The organism is Vibrio natriegens NBRC 15636 = ATCC 14048 = DSM 759 (assembly GCF_035621455.1).
Classification (GTDB): domain Bacteria; phylum Pseudomonadota; class Gammaproteobacteria; order Enterobacterales; family Vibrionaceae; genus Vibrio; species Vibrio natriegens.
In genome coordinates, this window is the sequence record NZ_CP141822.1 from 911,743 (window position 1) to 928,825 (window position 17,083).

Here is a 17,083-nt window from a genome sequence, read left to right on the forward strand (position 1 = left end):
CACTCAACCAAACCTGACTTTTATCTACGAATTTTAGGAGAAATGCCTCATGGCAATTCCAGCTATTGCGGGTTATCCGTTATCTAAAGCGATCCCCCAAAATCGCGTATCTTGGTCGGTAGATCCAGAGCGTGCCGTATTACTGATCCACGATATGCAGCAGTATTTTCTGAACTTTTACGATTTGGACAGCGAACTGATTCAAACCTTGACGCAGAACATCCAACAGATCAAACAAGCCTGTATTGAAGTGGGCATTCCAGTGGTATATACCGCGCAACCTGGCGATCAGTGTCAGGACGATAGAGCATTATTGACGGACTTCTGGGGCCCGGGCCTAAAAGCTGATGACACGATTACGAGAATCATGCCTGCACTTGCGCCTACAGAGCAAGATATCGTTTATACCAAATGGCGCTACAGTGCATTCCAGCGCACGCCGCTTAAATCCATGATGGATGAAACCGGGCGAGACCAGCTGATCATCGTTGGTGTATACGCGCATATTGGTTGTTTACAGACCGCTTCTGAAGCGTTCATGACCGACATTCAAGCCTTTATGGTTTCTGATGCGGTGGCGGACTTTTCAGAGAGCGAGCATGAAATGGCACTGAATTATGTCGCGGGCCGATGTGGCTATGTCTTGGATAAACAACAGCTACTGAGCCAGGTCAGCGATATGCCAATTACTCACGAGATTCCTCAATCTGAGCAAGAGTTAGCTCTGCAACTGGCGACTTTGCTTGACGTTCCTGCTGAAGAAATCGAACCGAAGGATAGCTTGCTCGATTTCGGTCTGGATTCGGTTCGAATTATGTCTCTGGTCGGTGACTGGCAACAGGCGGGGCTGGATTTAAGTTTTATGGAGCTTGCTGCTCAGCCTTGTTTGGCTCACTGGTGGCAATTGATTGAGAAGAAGCGCACCTAGTGCCTGGCAAGGACAAGTAGTAAAGGAACGGAAATGTACGATTTACCTTATACGGCGGAGCAGTTGCTACCGCTAACGGATGCGCAAGCAGGGATTTGGTTTGCGCAGCTTCGAGATCCAGAAAACCCAATTTATAAAACTGGCGAATATCTACTGATTGACGGTGCGGTAGATGAGCCGTGTTTCGTCGAGGCAGTCAAAGCCGCTATTGAAGAAGTTGACTCATTGCATGCTAAATTTGTCACGACGACCGAAGGGCCTCGCATGGTGATAGAGCGACAGCCTTGGCAAGTGGACCGATTTGATTTTTCTTCTGAATCAGAGCCTTTGAATGCCGCGATTGACTGGATGAAAGTGCAATTGAAACAACCCGTCAACCTAGAGCAGGGGCCACTTTTTTCTATGGCGCTGCTTAAGCTGGCGGAAGACAAATTCGTTTGGTTTTTATCACTGCACCATATCGCAATTGATGGTTACAGCATGTCATTAATTGTGTCCCGAGTCGCGCATATTTACAGCCAGCTTATCAAAGGCAAACCATTTGATAAGGTTGAGTTTGTTGACCAGCAAGCGATGCTAACAGAAGACGACAACTACAAAGCCTCAGAGAAATATCAAAACGATCGCGCTTTTTACTTACAACGCTATGCAGACCACTCAGACACGGTCAACTTAGCAGGTCAGCCAACGGTCACTTCCGATCACTTTCTGCGCCTCAAGGGTGTGATGCCAGTCAGCGATTTTCAGCAGATGGAATTATTGGCGAAGCAGTGCCGTACACACTGGTACAGTGTTCTTATCGCCTCTATTGCGGCGTATGTTCATCGTATGACTCGCTCGAAGGAAGTGGTGCTTGGTGTGCCACTCATGGGGCGGTTAGGCTCCGTGGCAATTCAAACGCCTGCAATGCGAGTGAATATTCTGCCAGTACGAGTCAGCTTTGATGAGGGGCTGGATATCAAAACCTTGGTCAAGCAGGTCAACCAAGAGTTCTCTTCTGTACGTCGTCATCAAGGCTACCGTTATGAAGAGTTACACCGAGAACTTAATCTGGTCAAAGACAACCGTAACCTGTTTGGTCCGCTGGTGAACATTATGCCGTTTGAGTATGAGCATAAGTTTGGAGAGCTAAATTCTAAGGCACATAACCTTTCAGCGGGGCCCGTGGATGACATTTCTCTGTACTGTTATGATCTTGGCGGCGAGTTGCATGTGGATATGGATGCCAACCCCGAGCTTTATTCAGAGCGTGAAATTCAAGAACACCAGCAGCGTCTGTTCCATTTTATGAGTGACTTTTTTGCGGCTGCTCGTGAGCAGGGTGCGAGTCAGTGTAAGATCAGTGATGTCAGCATTTTGCTTGCTGGTGAACGAGAAAAAGTGATCAATACCTGGAACGATACCGCTCATTCTGTTCCAGAAACTTCCTTATCAGCCTTGATGGCAAGACAACGAATCTTGACGCCTCATGCTCCTGCACTGATTTTTGAGAATCAAACACTCACCTATGAGCAGTTAAGTCGAAAGGTCTACTCTTTGATGAACTGGCTGTTTGCCCAAGGTGTGGAAGCAGGAGATCGCATTGCTGTTTGTGTACCGCGAAGTGAAGAGTTAATCGTTGTACAACAAGCCATTCTCGCTGCTGGTGCGGTGTATGTGCCGATTGACCCGGACTACCCAGAAGGTCGCATTCATTACATGCTGGAATCTTCTGCACCTAAGCTCGTGTTCTCGACTTCGGCATTACAATCCAAGTTGCCACACGAGTACGAGAGTAAACTTGTCGATGGTGAAACATTTCCTGCTATTTATAAGAATGTAGAGCCGTTACCACCCCAAGTTCATCCAGAACCACATTCGCCGGCTTATATGATTTATACCTCCGGCTCGACTGGTAAGCCAAAAGGCGTGGTAGTGAGTCATGATGCTATCGTGAACCGATTGCTATGGATGCACGATCAATATCCGATTGATGCCAACGACCGCGTGTTACAAAAAACACCAGCGGGCTTTGATGTGTCAGTGTGGGAATTCTTCTGGCCAATGATCGTCGGTTCTTGTTTGGTGGTGGCGAAACCAGATGGGCACAAAGATCCGGTTTATCTGCAGGAAATGATCCAAAACCAAAAGATCACCACAATGCATTTCGTTCCATCGATGCTGCAGATTTTTGTGCAACAGGCGGATGCGCAACTATGTCAAAGCTTGCGCCAGGTGTTTTGTAGTGGGGAAGCCTTGCCGGTTGAGTTGGTAAACCAATATTACCAATCCTTCGATGCGCCGCTACACAACTTATATGGCCCAACCGAGGCTGCCGTCGATGTGACTTACTGGCCGAGTGAAGCCAATACGCAAGGCAGCTCGACCCCAATTGGTCGCCCGGTTTGGAATACACAAATCTACATTCTGGATGATGCGCTTAATCCGGTTCCACCGGGCGTGGTTGGTCATCTTTATATTGCGGGGCGTCAGCTTGCGCTCGGCTATCATGGTCAGCCAGAACTGACGGCAGAGCGGTTTATTGACAATCCATTTGGCCCAACAGGAAGCCGAATGTACTTATCGGGCGATCTCGCACGTTGGCGTGAAGATGGGGCGATAGAATACTGTGGTCGCAGTGATTTTCAGGTCAAAATCCGCGGCTTTCGTATTGAACTAGAAGAGATCGAAAATGCGTTAGCCAGCCATCCCGATGTGGCACAAGTTGCGGTGTTGGCTCAAGAATACAGTGATGGCGATAAACGTCTGGTGGCTTACGTGACGGCAGAAGATGCGGAACAAGCTATTGATGCCGCCCAACTGCAGAAATATCTCGCAGATCCTCTGCCAGAATACATGGTACCGAGCTATTTTGTTGAGCTCGATGCGTTTCCGTTAACGCCAAACGGAAAACTTGACCGTAATGCGCTGCCAAAACCCGATCTATCTGGTCAGGTCGGTACAAAAGGGCCGAGTAATTTGGTCGAAGAACGTTTGTGTAAGCTGTTCTGCCAGTTATTGGAGCTTCCTGCTGTGGGCGTTGAAGATAATTTCTTCGAGCTTGGCGGACACTCTCTGTTAGCGGCGCAGCTTATTGCGCATGTAAAAGAGATCATGGGCATTGAGCTATCACTGGCCGCGGTGTTTGAGTCTCCGACCGTTGCTGGCATTGCAGCCAAACTAAATGGTAGCGAAAGTGATGAAGCGCTTAATATGCTATTGCCACTGCGTAAACGCGAGGGTAAAGCCGCCATATTCTGTGTTCACCCTGCAGGTGGTCTAAGCTGGTGTTATGCGGCGCTGACGCCAATTATTCCATCTAACATTCCTCTATATGGTGTGCAGGCTCGTAACCTTGGCGATCCTTCTTTGGCTTTGCCGAAAACGATGAAGGAGATGGCAGAAGATTATGTCGCTGCTATCCGTGAAGAACAGCCTTTCGGTCCTTACCATCTACTTGGCTGGTCTATTGGTGGCATGATTGCGCACTTGATGGCGGGTATCTTGCAGCAGCAAGGACAAGAAGTCGGTTTACTTACTTTGCTTGATTCCTACCCTACAGAGCAGTGGCAGACCATGAATCCACCTGGTGAAGAGCAAGCTCTGGGGGCATTGATTCGAATGGCGGGCGTTGAGTTTGATGAATCAGCGCATAGCAGCATTACTAAGCCAGAAGTTATCGACATCTTACAAGATGCGGGATCGTCGATGGCTCACCTGAGCTCCGAGACCATCTCTGCGATGATCGAAGTGGTGATCAACAACAACCATCGCGTACGAGATTCGGTAGATTATCGCTATCAGGGTGATATGTTGTTCTTCAATGCTGAGAAGCCACCAGAAGAGTCATTCTTGGATCGCAATGGTTGGTTTAATTACATGGATGGTGAAATCAATGTCGTGGATGTTGATTGTATTCACCGAGATATGATGCGACCAGACATGTTACGTCTTATTGGAACCCGAATGGTTGAAGAACTGAGAGCGAAATTTGATGTTTAATTCTGGTCATCCGTTGTTACCAGAGAATAAGTGGGAGGGGAGCATTTCCCCTCTGACTTTCTTCAAAGGCAAACTGGAGTCTGGCTCTGTTTTGGCTATTGGTGAAGCGCATTGGTATGCAGACCTTTTTGAGCAAATGACGCAGGTTTTGCTCTCTGAGGCGTTGGATGGTGTGTTTACTCATCTGTTTGTCGAGTTTGGTAACGCCAAGCATCAAAAAATGTTGGATGATTATCTGTCAGGAGGTGACATTTCTGATGATGAGCTGGCTGCAGTCTGGCTAGATTCCATCGCTTTTCCTGCCTGGATGCACCCTTGCTATGGCGAGTTTTTCCGACGCTTAAAGCAAGCAAACGCACAGCGTAACACTCCTATCAAAGTTGTACTGACCGAGCCTCCGTTCGATTGGCAAGAACTTCGTCATCCGTCACAGCTTGCCCAGCTTAATGCAGAGCGAGACCAGGCTCTGGTTGAAGGTATTGAAGTCATCAAGCGCCAAAATGACAAAGGTGTGGTCGTGCTCGTCGGCGCAAGGCATATTCTCAAGCGTTCTCCTACATTTGGCTCAACTCGCCATCATCCTTTTGGGGTGTTAGCCGCACAGAGATTTGGTGTCCAATACGTTTCGGTATGGCCACATATGTTGCCGACAACGCTTGAACAAGACTCGCTGGAATTGGGTATCTATTCCACCCAACAGCCAAGGTTTAGCCAGATGAACTTTGCCGATCTGGTTCCTAACAAACCTACGGTGAATCCTTACTCTGAGACACCCGTTGATCAGTTGGTGGATGCTTACTGGTATTTAGGCCCACAAACCCGGCAGTTGAGTGCGGCTGGCGTTGAAATTCCTCAGAAGTGGAAAGCGCAGCTAAAGAAGAGGCTACCGCTTGTGAATCAGCGCCAGAGAGTGGTAATTCAAAAGGTGATTGAATAGGGACTCTTGGTAATTTAAGGAGTAAAAAAGCACAGCGAGAAAACGGTTTGTTCGGTAAAGCAATAATAACCGTGAAACGTTAAATCTGGCAGGGCGGATTGGAGATCACTTCGGTTATCTCCAATCAACTCAAACTGAAACTGCCCGCTGTTTTCCGTCTCGGGGTGCAGCGCAATTTCGGCATCTAAAAAGTCGAAATATACCCTCACGAAAGGAAACAGACATTTGAATAAACTCTCTTTGATACTGAAGATAAGAATGTTTGGGATGGCGTCTGATTTCTGTAGGCGATGTTGTTCATTGGGTGTGTAAATCGCAGGAAGAAGGTGAGCGGCAAGATTTTGATTGTTTTCAACATCAATCCCAATACTTGGCACATCATTTTTAACCGCACACGCCGCCAAACACAGGGAGTCTGTATGACTAATACTACCGCTAACAGTGTTAGGGAAAACGGGTTCTCTAGATGCGCCAACCAAAATGGGGGATTGATCCGCAAAAGCATTGTCTGAAGTCAGTTTTCTGATTGCGGCACGTGCGGCGTGGCGCCCAGCTCTAAATTCTTCCTGCCGTTTTCGTACTGATTTCTGGATATGTTCCTCTTCTAAAGGTAAGCCTGCTTTGGCGTACATATCTGGTGTGGCTTTCACCATCTGAATCAGCGGACTGGTTGTCCTAAAGTGGAAGCAGTTAGGGGAGAGAATTTCATCTAACTTAATATTTTTCAAACTCTTTTTATTCACAGTAAAAACCAACCAAAAAACATAAATGATAATGCAACTGATAATTATTGCTATTTATACAGTTATTTATTAAAGTTGGCGAGCCTAATTAATACAAAAAATAGATATAAGGATATGCAGTGAATACTCAAGTGAAAAAGCCTTCGTTTATGCCTTCCATTTTGGCAGCAGCAGTAGTGACTGCTTTTAGTGGTCAAGCTAATGCAGCGCAGCAGAGTGAAAATCCAGAAATGGAACGCGTGGTTGTTACCGCGTCATTAACTCAACATTCTGAGCTTACTGCTCCTGCATCTGTGTCGGTTATTACTGCGGAAGACATCGCAAAGATGCCAGTGAAAGACATCTCTGAAGCAGTACGTAGTGCTACAGGCGTTAGTGTTTTAAGCAGTGCCGCGTACGGTCGTAACACCATTCGTATTCGTGGTCTTGAGTCAAAGCATACTCTGATCCTGATTAATGGCCGTCGTATCAATTCTCAAGATGCATTAATTCGTGGTAACGACTTTGATCTATCGACGATTCCTTTGACGGCCATTGAACGTATCGAAGTGGTGCGCGGCCCGGTTTCTTCTCTGTACGGCTCAGAGGCGATGGGTGGCGTAGTGAACGTGATTCTAAAAACACCAACAGAAGAGATGGCTGGCTCGCTAGGGCTTGAATATGAAAGTTTGCTAGAAGGTAATGGCGGCGATGGCTGGAAAGGCCATGCTTACGCAAGTGGCGAATTGACGTCAGAACTGGCAGGTAGCATCATCGTTGAAAGCTCGACTCGTGACCCATGGCGCACCGATGCGACGCCTGATTACGATGCTTTGGAGAAAAAAGATACCACAAACGTGTTCGGTGAAATGTCATGGCAACTGACAGACGAGCAAAAGCTGATTGCCGATGTAACGTACACCAAGGACGAACGAAAAGCCGAGTGGGTGCACCCTCGTTCCGGAGACCAAACCAATACTCAGGATTCTACGCGCTGGAATTACGGTTTAACGCATGAAGGTAATTGGTCGGGGTTTGACTCTCAGGCTCGTTTGTATGGCGAAACCATGGATTTGAATGACGGCAGTACCGCGTACACCAATGGCTCAGCGGACGTGGAGTTGCAGAATAATTACGCCGATTTCAAACTGTCTGGTTTATGGCGAGACAGTCACGAGTGGGTGTTTGGTGGCGAATTCCGTACCTCAGAACTGACCAACAGTCGCGACATTCCTTCTGGTGATATCGATTACCACCAAGGTGCAGTATTCCTGCAGAGTGAGTTCGATTTGGATAAGCTGGCGCTAACACTGGGTGGTCGTGAAGACTTCCATGAGGTCTACGGCAGTCACTTCAGCCCACGTGCTTATGCCGTCTACAGTTTTACTGATGAGTTTGTTGCAAAAGCGGGCGGCGGCGGTGGCTTCCGTGCTCCGGGTATGATGGAGAGTAGCGACCAAGTTCGTGTGATAAGTTGTGGTAACCGCTGTTGGTTAACCGGTAATGATGATTTGAAACCAGAAGAGTCAGAAAGCTATGAAGCGGGCCTGGCTTACGAGACGGACTCGCTAGGTCTGGGCTTGACCTACTACTACTCTAAGCTGAAGAACAAAATCGAGCGAGACACCAGTACTGCGGTAGGTATGGATGGCACCATGCCAATCATCACTTACCAAAACATTGGCCGAGCAGAAATCAAAGGTATAGAGCTGGAAGCTTGGTATGACATTACTAAGAACATCAATTTGTCAGCGAACTACACATACACGGATGCAGAGGATAAGAGCTCTGGCGAAAAGCTAACAGATACGCCTGAACACTTAGCAAACTTGGATGTGAACTGGCAAGTATTCGACTCGTTGACCACTTTTGCTCGCGTCAACTACATCGGTAAGCAGGTGATCACAAATCTAAGTAGCGAAGATAAAACTGTGGACGGCTACACATTGGTTGGTCTGGGCGTTTCTTATGACCTCCAGCAAGTGAACCTGAAAGCGGGTTTGAACAACATCTTTGACGTTGAGCTGGATGATGAAGACGACTACTACGGTTACTCAGAGAAAGGCCGCAGCGCATACGTAAGTGCAACTTACTTGTTCTAATTCAGTAGACTTCACATCAATAAAGAACGCCTCCCACTGGAGGCGTTTTTTATGCCGCTTACTTCTAAGTCTCAGGCTCTTCGGGTGTTTCCGCAGGCACTTGTTGGGATGCTTTAACCTGCACGATGCGGTTACTTTTCATCAGCAGTACTTCAAATCGCCAGTTCTGGTACTCGATGATTTCTCCTTGAGCAGGCACACGGTCTATTAACCAAGTGAGGAAGCCGTTTAGGGTCTGAAAACCTTCGCTTTCTTCTCCTTCAATGTTGCTCAGCTGGAGTTTGTTTTTGAGTTCATTTAATGGGATGAGTGCGTCCATCAGCCAACTGCCGTCTTTTTGCTGTTTGGCCCATATGTGCTGAGGCTCCATACCCAGCTCTCCGGCGATTGACTTGAGTAAGTCATAGAAGGTCACTAATCCTTGAACATCACCATATTCGTCGACGATAAATACCATCTCGGTACTGGTTTGTTGCATATAGTTCAGTAAAGGCAGCCCTTTCATCGACTCGGGTACAAAACGCGGTTGCTTTAGACGTTTATTAAGCCGTTCGATCGAGAGCTTGTCATATTCATCCAGCAGCACTTTGGAAGAAATCGTACCGATGATGTTATCCAGGCCGCCTTTGCATATTGGCCAAACCGAGTGCTGGGTTTGTCGAAGGCTTTTTAGGGTTGCGTCAATGGGTAGTGTGGCGTCGAGATAATGAATTTCAGAGCGAGGCGTCATTAACGAGAGTGCAAGGCGATCGTTAAGATGGAGAAGATTTTGGATCATCAATTGTTCCTGAGGCTCAATAGCGCCAGATTCGGAACCTTCGCTGACGATGGCGACGATATCCTCTTCTGTGACGACCTCACTTTTACTCTCATTTTGCCCCAATATCCTGAGCAAGGTATCGGTGGTAAAAGTCAAAAGAAAAACAAATGGTCGGGCTAAGTTGGCTAACCAATGAATTGGGTAAGCCACATTGATCGCAATCATTTCTGCATTATTTTGCGCAATACGTTTGGGAACCAATTCACCTATCACAATGGCGAAGTATGTGATCAACAAAACCACACTAAACGTGGCTACAAAGTTGGCAATCTCTTTTTCTATACCCTGGCTCACTAACCATTGTCCTAAAGGAACGGAGAGTGTGGCTTCGCCAAAGATGCCGCTTAGTAGACCAATTACAGTGATGCCGATTTGGATCGTTGATAAAAACTGTGTCGGATTATTCTTGAGTTCCAAAGCCAGTGTTGCGCGTTTGCTGTTTTCTGCCATCGTTTTTAGACGGCTTGTTTTGGCTGCGACCAATGCAATTTCCGACATCGCAAAGACGCCATTGAGCGTAATTAAACCTATCAATCCTACTAGCAATAAAATATCCATGAAGCCTTCCAGTCATCCACACGTTAGTAGCATAGCGAGATTCCGGCTGAGTAAATGTGAAGTAGCGGATAAATCCCGTTTTCTTGCTAAGCTTATGTTTTATTTAAAGGGTAGAACTTCTCAGTACAGCTAAGCTGATTAATCACTCTGTTACTGATACACTACGCGCCCATTTCCTCCGTTGAGACGTTTCTATGCCATTTTCTAAGCTTGGTTTAAGCGCACCAATCACTGATGCAGTGATGGCGCTAGGTTATGAAAAACCGACTTCTATTCAGCAAAAAGCCATTCCTATTGTACTGCGCGGGAGTAACTTGATCGCAGCAGCGCAAACCGGTACCGGTAAAACAGCCAGCTTTGTGTTACCAATCTTAGAGAAGCTCAGTCAGGGCGAAACGCAGCGTAAAAAACGTGCGCGTGCCATCATTCTTACGCCAACGCGTGAGCTAGCGCTTCAGGTACATCAAAGCATTGAAGCCTACGGTAAGAACCTGCCAATACGCTCAATGGCGATGTTTGGTGGCGTTGAGTACGCACCGCAGAAGCAAGCATTGATTGACGGTGTGGACATTGTAGTCAGTACTCCGGGTCGTCTGATTGACCTGTACGGTCAACGCTCGATTCACTTTGATGAAGTAGAAATGCTGGTCTTAGATGAAGCAGACAAGATGCTGGATATGGGCTTCATCGATGCAATAGATAAAATCGTTGATTGCATGCCAGAGGATGTGCAAAGCCTGCTGTTTTCTGCCACGCTTTCTAACCCTGTTCGTGATCTAGCGAAGAATGCGATTGTCGATCCTGAAGAGATTACGATTGCGAAACATAGTGCTTCTAAATCAAATATTAAGCAGTGGATTACTACTGTCGATAAAGACATGAAATCGTCATTGTTGAGTCACATGCTCAAAGAGAATGACTGGTCACAAGTTCTGATCTTTATCGAAACCAAACACGGCGCTGCGAAATTGGTCAGCCAGCTGGAGAAGCGTGGCATTGTTGCAGAAGCGTTCCACAGTGGGCGTAATCAGCGTGTGCGTCAGGAGCTGATTGAGCAGTTTAAAGCCGGGGAGATCCAGTACCTGGTCGCGACAGGCGTTGCGGCTCGCGGTATCGATATCGATAATCTGCCAGTGGTTATTAACTACGACTTACCTTACCCGGCGGATGAATACGTACACCGAATTGGACGTACAGGTCGTGCTGGTGCGCAAGGTGAAGCTATTTCACTGGTATCAAAGGACGACTTCAAAAACTTATGCATGATTGAAAGCCGATTAGGCCACTTGCTTGAGCGTGTTGAAATTGACGGATTTGCACCAAGAAAACCAGTACCAATTTCTATTCTTAACTATGTGCCAAAGAATAAGCGCAAACCTCAGGAAGACCGTTCTCAATCTGATAAACGTCAGACGAGAGATTGATAGCAGGGTAAATACCTCTTGATAGTAAGCCGCATTTTAATGCGGCTTTTTTTATATTCTTGATCTTTAGATATCTATCTTTTGTTAAGCATAACGATGAAAAAAAACAAATCATGTCATACGCTTAACATTTGTAACCTAAGCTTGGTAAGGCTTTGGTTAATTTTCTGTCGTCTGGTTTGCACAGGGGAAAAAATAGGCGCAGACTTTTTCTCTTGCTACTAAATGCATAAAAGAGGCATAAATGAAAAAAGGTGATAAGCAATTCGCTGTTATCGGCCTTGGTCGATTTGGTTTGGCTGTATGTAAAGAGCTGCAAGATGCGGGCTCTCAAGTTTTAGCCGTCGACATTGACGAAGATAAAGTAAGAGAAGCTGCTGGGTTTGTCAGTCAGGCTATCGTAGCAAACTGCACTCATGAAGAGACCGTCGCGGAGCTAAAACTCGACGATTACGATATGGTGATGATTGCGATTGGCACCGATGTGAATGCCAGTATTCTTGCCACCTTAATTGCGAAAGAAGCCGGGGTCAGATCGATTTGGGTCAAAGCCAACGACCGGTTCCAGGCCAGAGTTCTGCAAAAGATTGGTGCTGATCATGTCATCATGCCTGAGCGTGACATGGGGATTCGCGTCGCGCGTAAAATGCTCGACAGAAGAGTGCTAGACTTCCATCCACTAGGCAGCGACTTGGCAATGACCGAGTTTGTGATTGGTTCTCGCTGGATGGGCAAAAAGCTAGGCGAGCTGTCTCTATGTCAGGTTGAAGGTGTGCAAGTTCTTGGCTTTAAACGTGGGCCGGAGATCACTAAAGCGCCCAGCATGGATGTGACCTTAGAAATTGGCGACCTTATGATTGTGGTTGGCCCAGAGGAAAAACTGGCCCGCACATTGAAGTCACTATGATGCATTTTCACCAAAAAGGCTTATTTTACGTTCCAGATAGCCAAAGGACAAAAGAGAAGGGCAGCGAGCCTCGGATTATCCTAATGAGTTTTCTCGGAGTGCTATTGCCCTCTGCGATACTTCTCACGCTTCCCGTCTTTTCTGTCAGCGGATTATCAATCACCGATGCTTTATTTACGGCGACTTCTGCGATCAGTGTAACGGGCCTCGGCGTTGTGGATACCGGTCAGCACTTCACGTTGGCGGGTAAAATTCTCTTAATGTGCCTAATGCAAATTGGTGGATTAGGGCAAATGACTTTGTCTGCTGTGCTGCTCTATTTATTCGGTATGCGGTTGAGTTTACGTCAGCAAGCATTGGCCAAAGAAGCGCTTGGTCAGGATCGGCATGTTAACCTGCGTAATCTGATTAAAAAAATCATGGTATTTGCCCTAGTGGCAGAGACGCTGGGTTTTATCGTTCTGTCTTTTCGTTGGGTGCCGGAAATGGGCTGGCAGACTGGAATGTTCTACGCGTTGTTCCATTCAATTTCCGCATTTAATAACGCAGGCTTTGCCCTATTCTCAGATAGCATGACCCGATTTGTGAATGACCCTTTGGTGATCTTTACCCTTGCAGGGTTGTTCATTTTCGGTGGCTTAGGTTTTACTGTTGTCGGGGATATCTGGTTAAACTGGCGTAAAGGGTTTAACTCCTTCCATCTTCATACTCGAATCATGCTGATTGCGACGCCAGTACTATTGTTGGTGGGCACGTTACTGTTTTGGCTGTTAGAGCGAAGCAATCCGAATACGATGGAATCGCTACCTTTGTCAGCGCAGTGGCTTGCAGCGTTTTTCCAATCTGCCAGTGCCCGTACTGCAGGTTTTAATAGTGTTGATTTATCTCAGTTCTCTCAGCCTGCCTTACTCATCATGATTATTCTGATGCTGATTGGTGCTGGTTCTACCTCAACAGGCGGCGGGATTAAGGTGTCGACTTTTACCGTTGCTTTTTTGGCGACCTGGACTTTTTTACGCCAAAAGAAACACGTCGTGATATTCAAACGCACCGTCAACTGGCCAACTGTCACTAAGTCGCTCGCGATTATCGTGGTGAGCGGAGCAATACTGACAACCGCAATGTTTCTACTGATGATCACTGAGGATGCGGCGTTTGATAGAGTTATGTTTGAGACGATATCTGCTTTTGCCACAGTCGGCCTTAGCGCAGGTCTGACGGCAGAACTATCGGAACCGGGCAAATACATCATGATCGTGGTGATGATCATTGGCCGTATCGGTCCTTTGACTTTGGCTTATATGTTAGCTCGCCCAGAACCTACTCTGATTAAATACCCTGAAGATACGGTATTGACCGGTTGATTTATAAGAGAAACATCAGGATCTTACTTTGATCGCTGTTTAAAAAGCAGCGATCTCCCATCTGGATCAAATACGAGGTCTGCCACGCAAATTTGTTTGTGAAATTTCGAACCTTATATGCCATCGTTTTCACCTTTCTGTACCATGCATTCGAAAAATCTATATTAACGGCCGGACTTATCTTTCAGGCATAAGCTCCACCAATGGAAACTGTGACTATAGGCGTTGATGTAGCGTGCTGAAAGCGAATTGAGAACAAGGAGTCGTATTTTGAAATTCAACCTAGTTGCGTTAACCGTGTTATCTGCTTTACTGGCAGGAAAGAGCATGGCAACCACACCACCGTCACCTATCTGGCATGAAATCAAGTTAACTGACGGAACGTCAAGCGAAGCGATTTTAAGAGGGACCCCAGATTTTCACTGGTTTGAAGATAAGCAAGGTAACGCACTTATACAGAGAGACGGAGAGTGGTTTTTTGCGCAAGTTTTACGTGAATCAGACGCCCTAGAATTAGTGTCTACTGGTATAAAGAAAACGCAAACTACTGTAGCGCCCGAATCTTCCAAGTCTCGACCAGATTTATCTATCCAGCCCCACCTTTCCTCATTACGAACCATGGAGCCTATGGCGCGTAAGAACCTATTACGTGCAGCTTCAGATACAAATGTAGTTTATAGGGCAATGAGTAGCTCTGGAGTGACGCAGCAACCTCTCTTAGTTGTCCAGGTTTCGTTTACTAATCAGGTTATGAAGCATGATTTTGAGCAACGAGTCTTCGATCAAAACGGGCAAAGTGTCGTTGACTACTATGACAAGAACTCTTTGGGGAAATATAAGGTTATCCCAGCGATTGAAAGCTACGGCACGGTGAACGATGGTGTGATTGACGTGACTGTACCACTTCGTCATCCAGATTGTCATGCCAGTACCAGCGATAGCCTTTGTACAGATAAAATGAACCTTGTGTTCGCAGAAGCGTATCGCAAGCTTGACCCATATATAGATTTGTCGAGTTACGATCGTGATCGGGATGGCACCGTGGATGCGACAGAGTTGTCGGTCATGTTTGTGTTTGCTGGTGGTGACCGTTCGACGGGAGTTCTAAACAAGCCGGCAATCTGGCCTCATAGGTACTTTCATAACGATGTTCAAATCGATGGCACGACTATTAAAGACTACTGCTTGTTTGCTGACTATCAGGCAACGCACCAATCTACCTTAGGGGTTATCGTTCATGAACTAGGGCACCTAATGCTCGGATTGCCTGATCTTTACGCTCGATACAGTAAGGCATCGATCGGTACCTGGGGCGTCATGGGTGCAGGCTCATGGGCGATGAAGCCCGGCGATTCTTATCCTGGTGAAACGCCAGTCAATATGACTGCATGGAGCAGGCATGCCGCTGGTTTTGTAGTGCCGACAATTGCTCATCAAAGTAACATGCCTCACGGATTAACAGATGATGAAGTTAAGCTGGTCTACCTTGATCCATACCTCAAAGAATATGGTCCGCGAGTTTATTTAGAAAATCGAACTTTCAAAGATTATGACCAAGCTTTGGCGGCTGAAGGTGTACTTGCCATGTCTGTCAACATTCTCAATCAGTTCAATGGATTGGGAGATATGCAAGTTCAAGTGATGCAAGCGGATGGCAGAGGTGAATTGGAAAAGGGCGAACGAAGCGATCAGGGGGATTTATACCCTAATGGCGGCAGCGAGATTTCTGATTTCTCTAACCCAGGGTTGAATGTCATCACAGGGTTCGACACTGATGTTTCGATTTCAGATATCTCTAGCAGTGCAAATGGCGGCAGTTTTTTACTAACTAAACTGAATGATGCGAATAAATCGGCGTGGTTAAACACCTTCCATCAAGAATTCGTCTTCTCAAATGATGAAAATGTGTTGGCAGTGCTGCTTGATTTAAGTCGAGATACAGAGTTGGATGGATTACAGATCTATGCTGAGAAAAGTTCACCACAGCGCGATATGACCTTTCGCGTGTGGCGCTTCCCTAACGAGGGTAATAATGAATATAGCTTGGTATTGAATCAACAAAATGCGGAACTATTGCAACAAGGTAGTTTCAAGAAGTCATCTCGGATTCTATTTCCGCACGCGACACAGTTAAGTGCTGGTCAACATATTATTGTGGTTGAAATTGAAGGCGGTGAATTCGAAGAAAGCTTCAACTTTAGCCGCTTATTGGATATGGAGAAAGCAACTCAACCCAAGATGTGGGTTGGCAAGAGCAGTGAGCAGTATTCTGAAGGTTTGCTTGAGTCTAGCTTCTCAACGGTTCCGTTTGCTGTATTGCTGAACTACGAAAGCGCTAAGATTGTTGAAGCACAGCCAGATAGTTACCAGACGGATAAGAACACAGTACTGTCACTGAACTTGATGTCTAACGACGTCGTTGCTTCCGACTACCAGTTTGAGGTCGAGGTATTTCAACAGCCTGTCCACGGCACCTTTACAGACAATCAGTACCAACCTGATCATAACTTTGTCGGATTTGACAGCTTCCAATACCGCTTGGTGTCGGCAGACGGTTCACTCGCTTCCTCTGCAGTCAATGTTTCGATTGAAGTAATAGGTTTCAATGCTGCCCCAAATGCTGTTATAGATGTCATTAACACCGAGTTGAAAGCTGGGAACCGTGTATCGTTATCAGCCGCTAACAGCAGTGACCCCGATGGTGACGCTTTGACTTATCAGTGGAAGCAGGTTGCTGGCGATACTCTATCTTTGAGTAATCCGAGTGATGTGACTGCCAGTTTCGAGATTCCTAAGGGAGCTAAAGCAGGGGACGTTTTCACATTCCAACTGACGGTGACAGATGTGAGTGCAGCTTTATCTATCGCTTTGGTCGAGCTTGAAGTTCAAAACAGCGCACCGATTGCCTCAGCTGATGCGGTGACGGTAGCGGTGAATGAACGCATTGTTATCGACGTACTGGCGAATGACACCGATATGAACGGCGACAGCCTTGTGGTTCAAAGTGTGGATAACGTTTCAGGTATTGGTTCTGCGTATATTGAAAATGGTAAGGTGACTTATCAGGCACCAGATAGCGCAGCCGATAATGTCACGTTGGAGTACGTGATTTCTGATGGTACAGGCGCGACAGCAAAAGGTGCTATAAGCGTTGAAGTTGTCGCAGCCAGTAGTAATAAAGGTAAGAGCTCAGGTGGCGGCGGAAGTGTCGGTAACTGGTCACTTCTGTTACTTGCACTGTTAGGTTGGAGACGTCGTCACTAATACCAATTTCGTTTTAGACGTAAGCCACTCACCTCGAGTGGCTTATTTGTTTTCGAGCGATAGAAGCCATAAATAC

At 46.7% G+C, this 17,083-nt stretch carries 10 protein-coding genes; 8 read left to right on the plus strand and 2 right to left on the minus strand.

The genetic code is table 11. The features are described 5' to 3' along the window. Positions 1–49 precede the first annotated feature (49 nt). From VER99_RS04250 to VER99_RS04260, 3 genes are read left to right on the plus strand one after another with little or no spacing between them, the layout of a single operon-like run. A complete protein-coding gene (locus tag VER99_RS04250) occupies positions 50–928 on the plus strand; it encodes an isochorismatase (protein WP_020336120.1) in 879 nt (292 codons plus the stop codon). A 33-nt stretch (positions 929–961) separates the two neighbouring features. Beyond that, positions 962–4,909 (plus strand): enterobactin synthase subunit F, encoded by a 3,948-nt coding sequence (locus VER99_RS04255; RefSeq protein WP_020336121.1) that lies wholly within the window; start codon positions 962–964, stop codon positions 4,907–4,909. Beyond that, positions 4,902–5,846, plus strand: coding sequence for a hypothetical protein (locus tag VER99_RS04260; RefSeq protein WP_020336122.1), 945 nt, complete (start codon positions 4,902–4,904; stop codon positions 5,844–5,846). The genes VER99_RS04255 and VER99_RS04260 overlap by 8 nt, the downstream gene beginning before the upstream one ends. 14 nt (positions 5,847–5,860) lie before the next feature. On the opposite strand, the gene VER99_RS04265 is transcribed toward VER99_RS04260, so the two are convergent. Beyond that, entirely contained in the window at positions 5,861–6,589 is a 729-nt protein-coding gene (locus VER99_RS04265; protein WP_020336123.1) for a 4'-phosphopantetheinyl transferase family protein, read from the minus strand. A gap of 119 nt (positions 6,590–6,708) precedes the next feature. Between VER99_RS04265 and VER99_RS04270 the strand changes: the two genes are divergently transcribed. Next, positions 6,709–8,670: a TonB-dependent receptor plug domain-containing protein gene (locus VER99_RS04270; RefSeq protein WP_020336124.1), complete on the plus strand. Its 1,962-nt coding sequence runs from the start codon at positions 6,709–6,711 to the stop codon at positions 8,668–8,670. Between the two features lie 64 nt (positions 8,671–8,734). Here the strand turns inward: VER99_RS04270 and VER99_RS04275 are convergent, their stop codons facing one another. Beyond that, entirely contained in the window at positions 8,735–10,048 is a 1,314-nt protein-coding gene (locus tag VER99_RS04275) for a hemolysin family protein (protein WP_020336125.1), read from the minus strand. Positions 10,049–10,242: 194 nt separating this feature from the next. Between VER99_RS04275 and VER99_RS04280 the strand changes: the two genes are divergently transcribed. From VER99_RS04280 to VER99_RS04295, 4 genes are all read left to right on the plus strand, one after another. Next, complete coding sequence (locus tag VER99_RS04280; protein WP_020336126.1) at positions 10,243–11,472, plus strand: DEAD/DEAH box helicase; 1,230 nt, start codon at positions 10,243–10,245, stop codon at positions 11,470–11,472. A gap of 244 nt (positions 11,473–11,716) precedes the next feature. Continuing rightward, positions 11,717–12,379, plus strand: a complete 663-nt coding sequence (locus VER99_RS04285; protein ID WP_020336127.1) for a potassium channel family protein — start codon at positions 11,717–11,719, stop codon at positions 12,377–12,379. Next, entirely contained in the window at positions 12,376–13,743 is a 1,368-nt protein-coding gene (locus tag VER99_RS04290) for a TrkH family potassium uptake protein (protein ID WP_020336128.1), read from the plus strand. Before VER99_RS04285 ends, VER99_RS04290 begins: the two co-directional genes overlap by 4 nt. Positions 13,744–14,013: 270 nt before the next feature. Next, entirely contained in the window at positions 14,014–17,007 is a 2,994-nt protein-coding gene (locus VER99_RS04295; RefSeq protein WP_020336130.1) for a M6 family metalloprotease domain-containing protein, read from the plus strand. Positions 17,008–17,083 lie beyond the last annotated feature (76 nt).

Bases quoted from the DNA above. Each gene is read 5' to 3' on its own strand.
- VER99_RS04250 (WP_020336120.1), top strand. From the start codon at position 50: ATGGCAATTCCAGCTATTGCGGGTTATCCGTTATCTAAAGCGATCCCC.
- VER99_RS04255 (WP_020336121.1), top strand. From the start codon at position 962: ATGTACGATTTACCTTATACGGCGGAGCAGTTGCTACCGCTAACGGAT.
- VER99_RS04260 (WP_020336122.1), top strand. From the start codon at position 4,902: ATGTTTAATTCTGGTCATCCGTTGTTACCAGAGAATAAGTGGGAGGGG.
- VER99_RS04275 (WP_020336125.1), bottom strand. From the start codon at position 10,048: ATGGATATTTTATTGCTAGTAGGATTGATAGGTTTAATTACGCTCAAT.
- VER99_RS04280 (WP_020336126.1), top strand. From the start codon at position 10,243: ATGCCATTTTCTAAGCTTGGTTTAAGCGCACCAATCACTGATGCAGTG.
- VER99_RS04285 (WP_020336127.1), top strand. From the start codon at position 11,717: ATGAAAAAAGGTGATAAGCAATTCGCTGTTATCGGCCTTGGTCGATTT.
- VER99_RS04290 (WP_020336128.1), top strand. From the start codon at position 12,376: ATGATGCATTTTCACCAAAAAGGCTTATTTTACGTTCCAGATAGCCAA.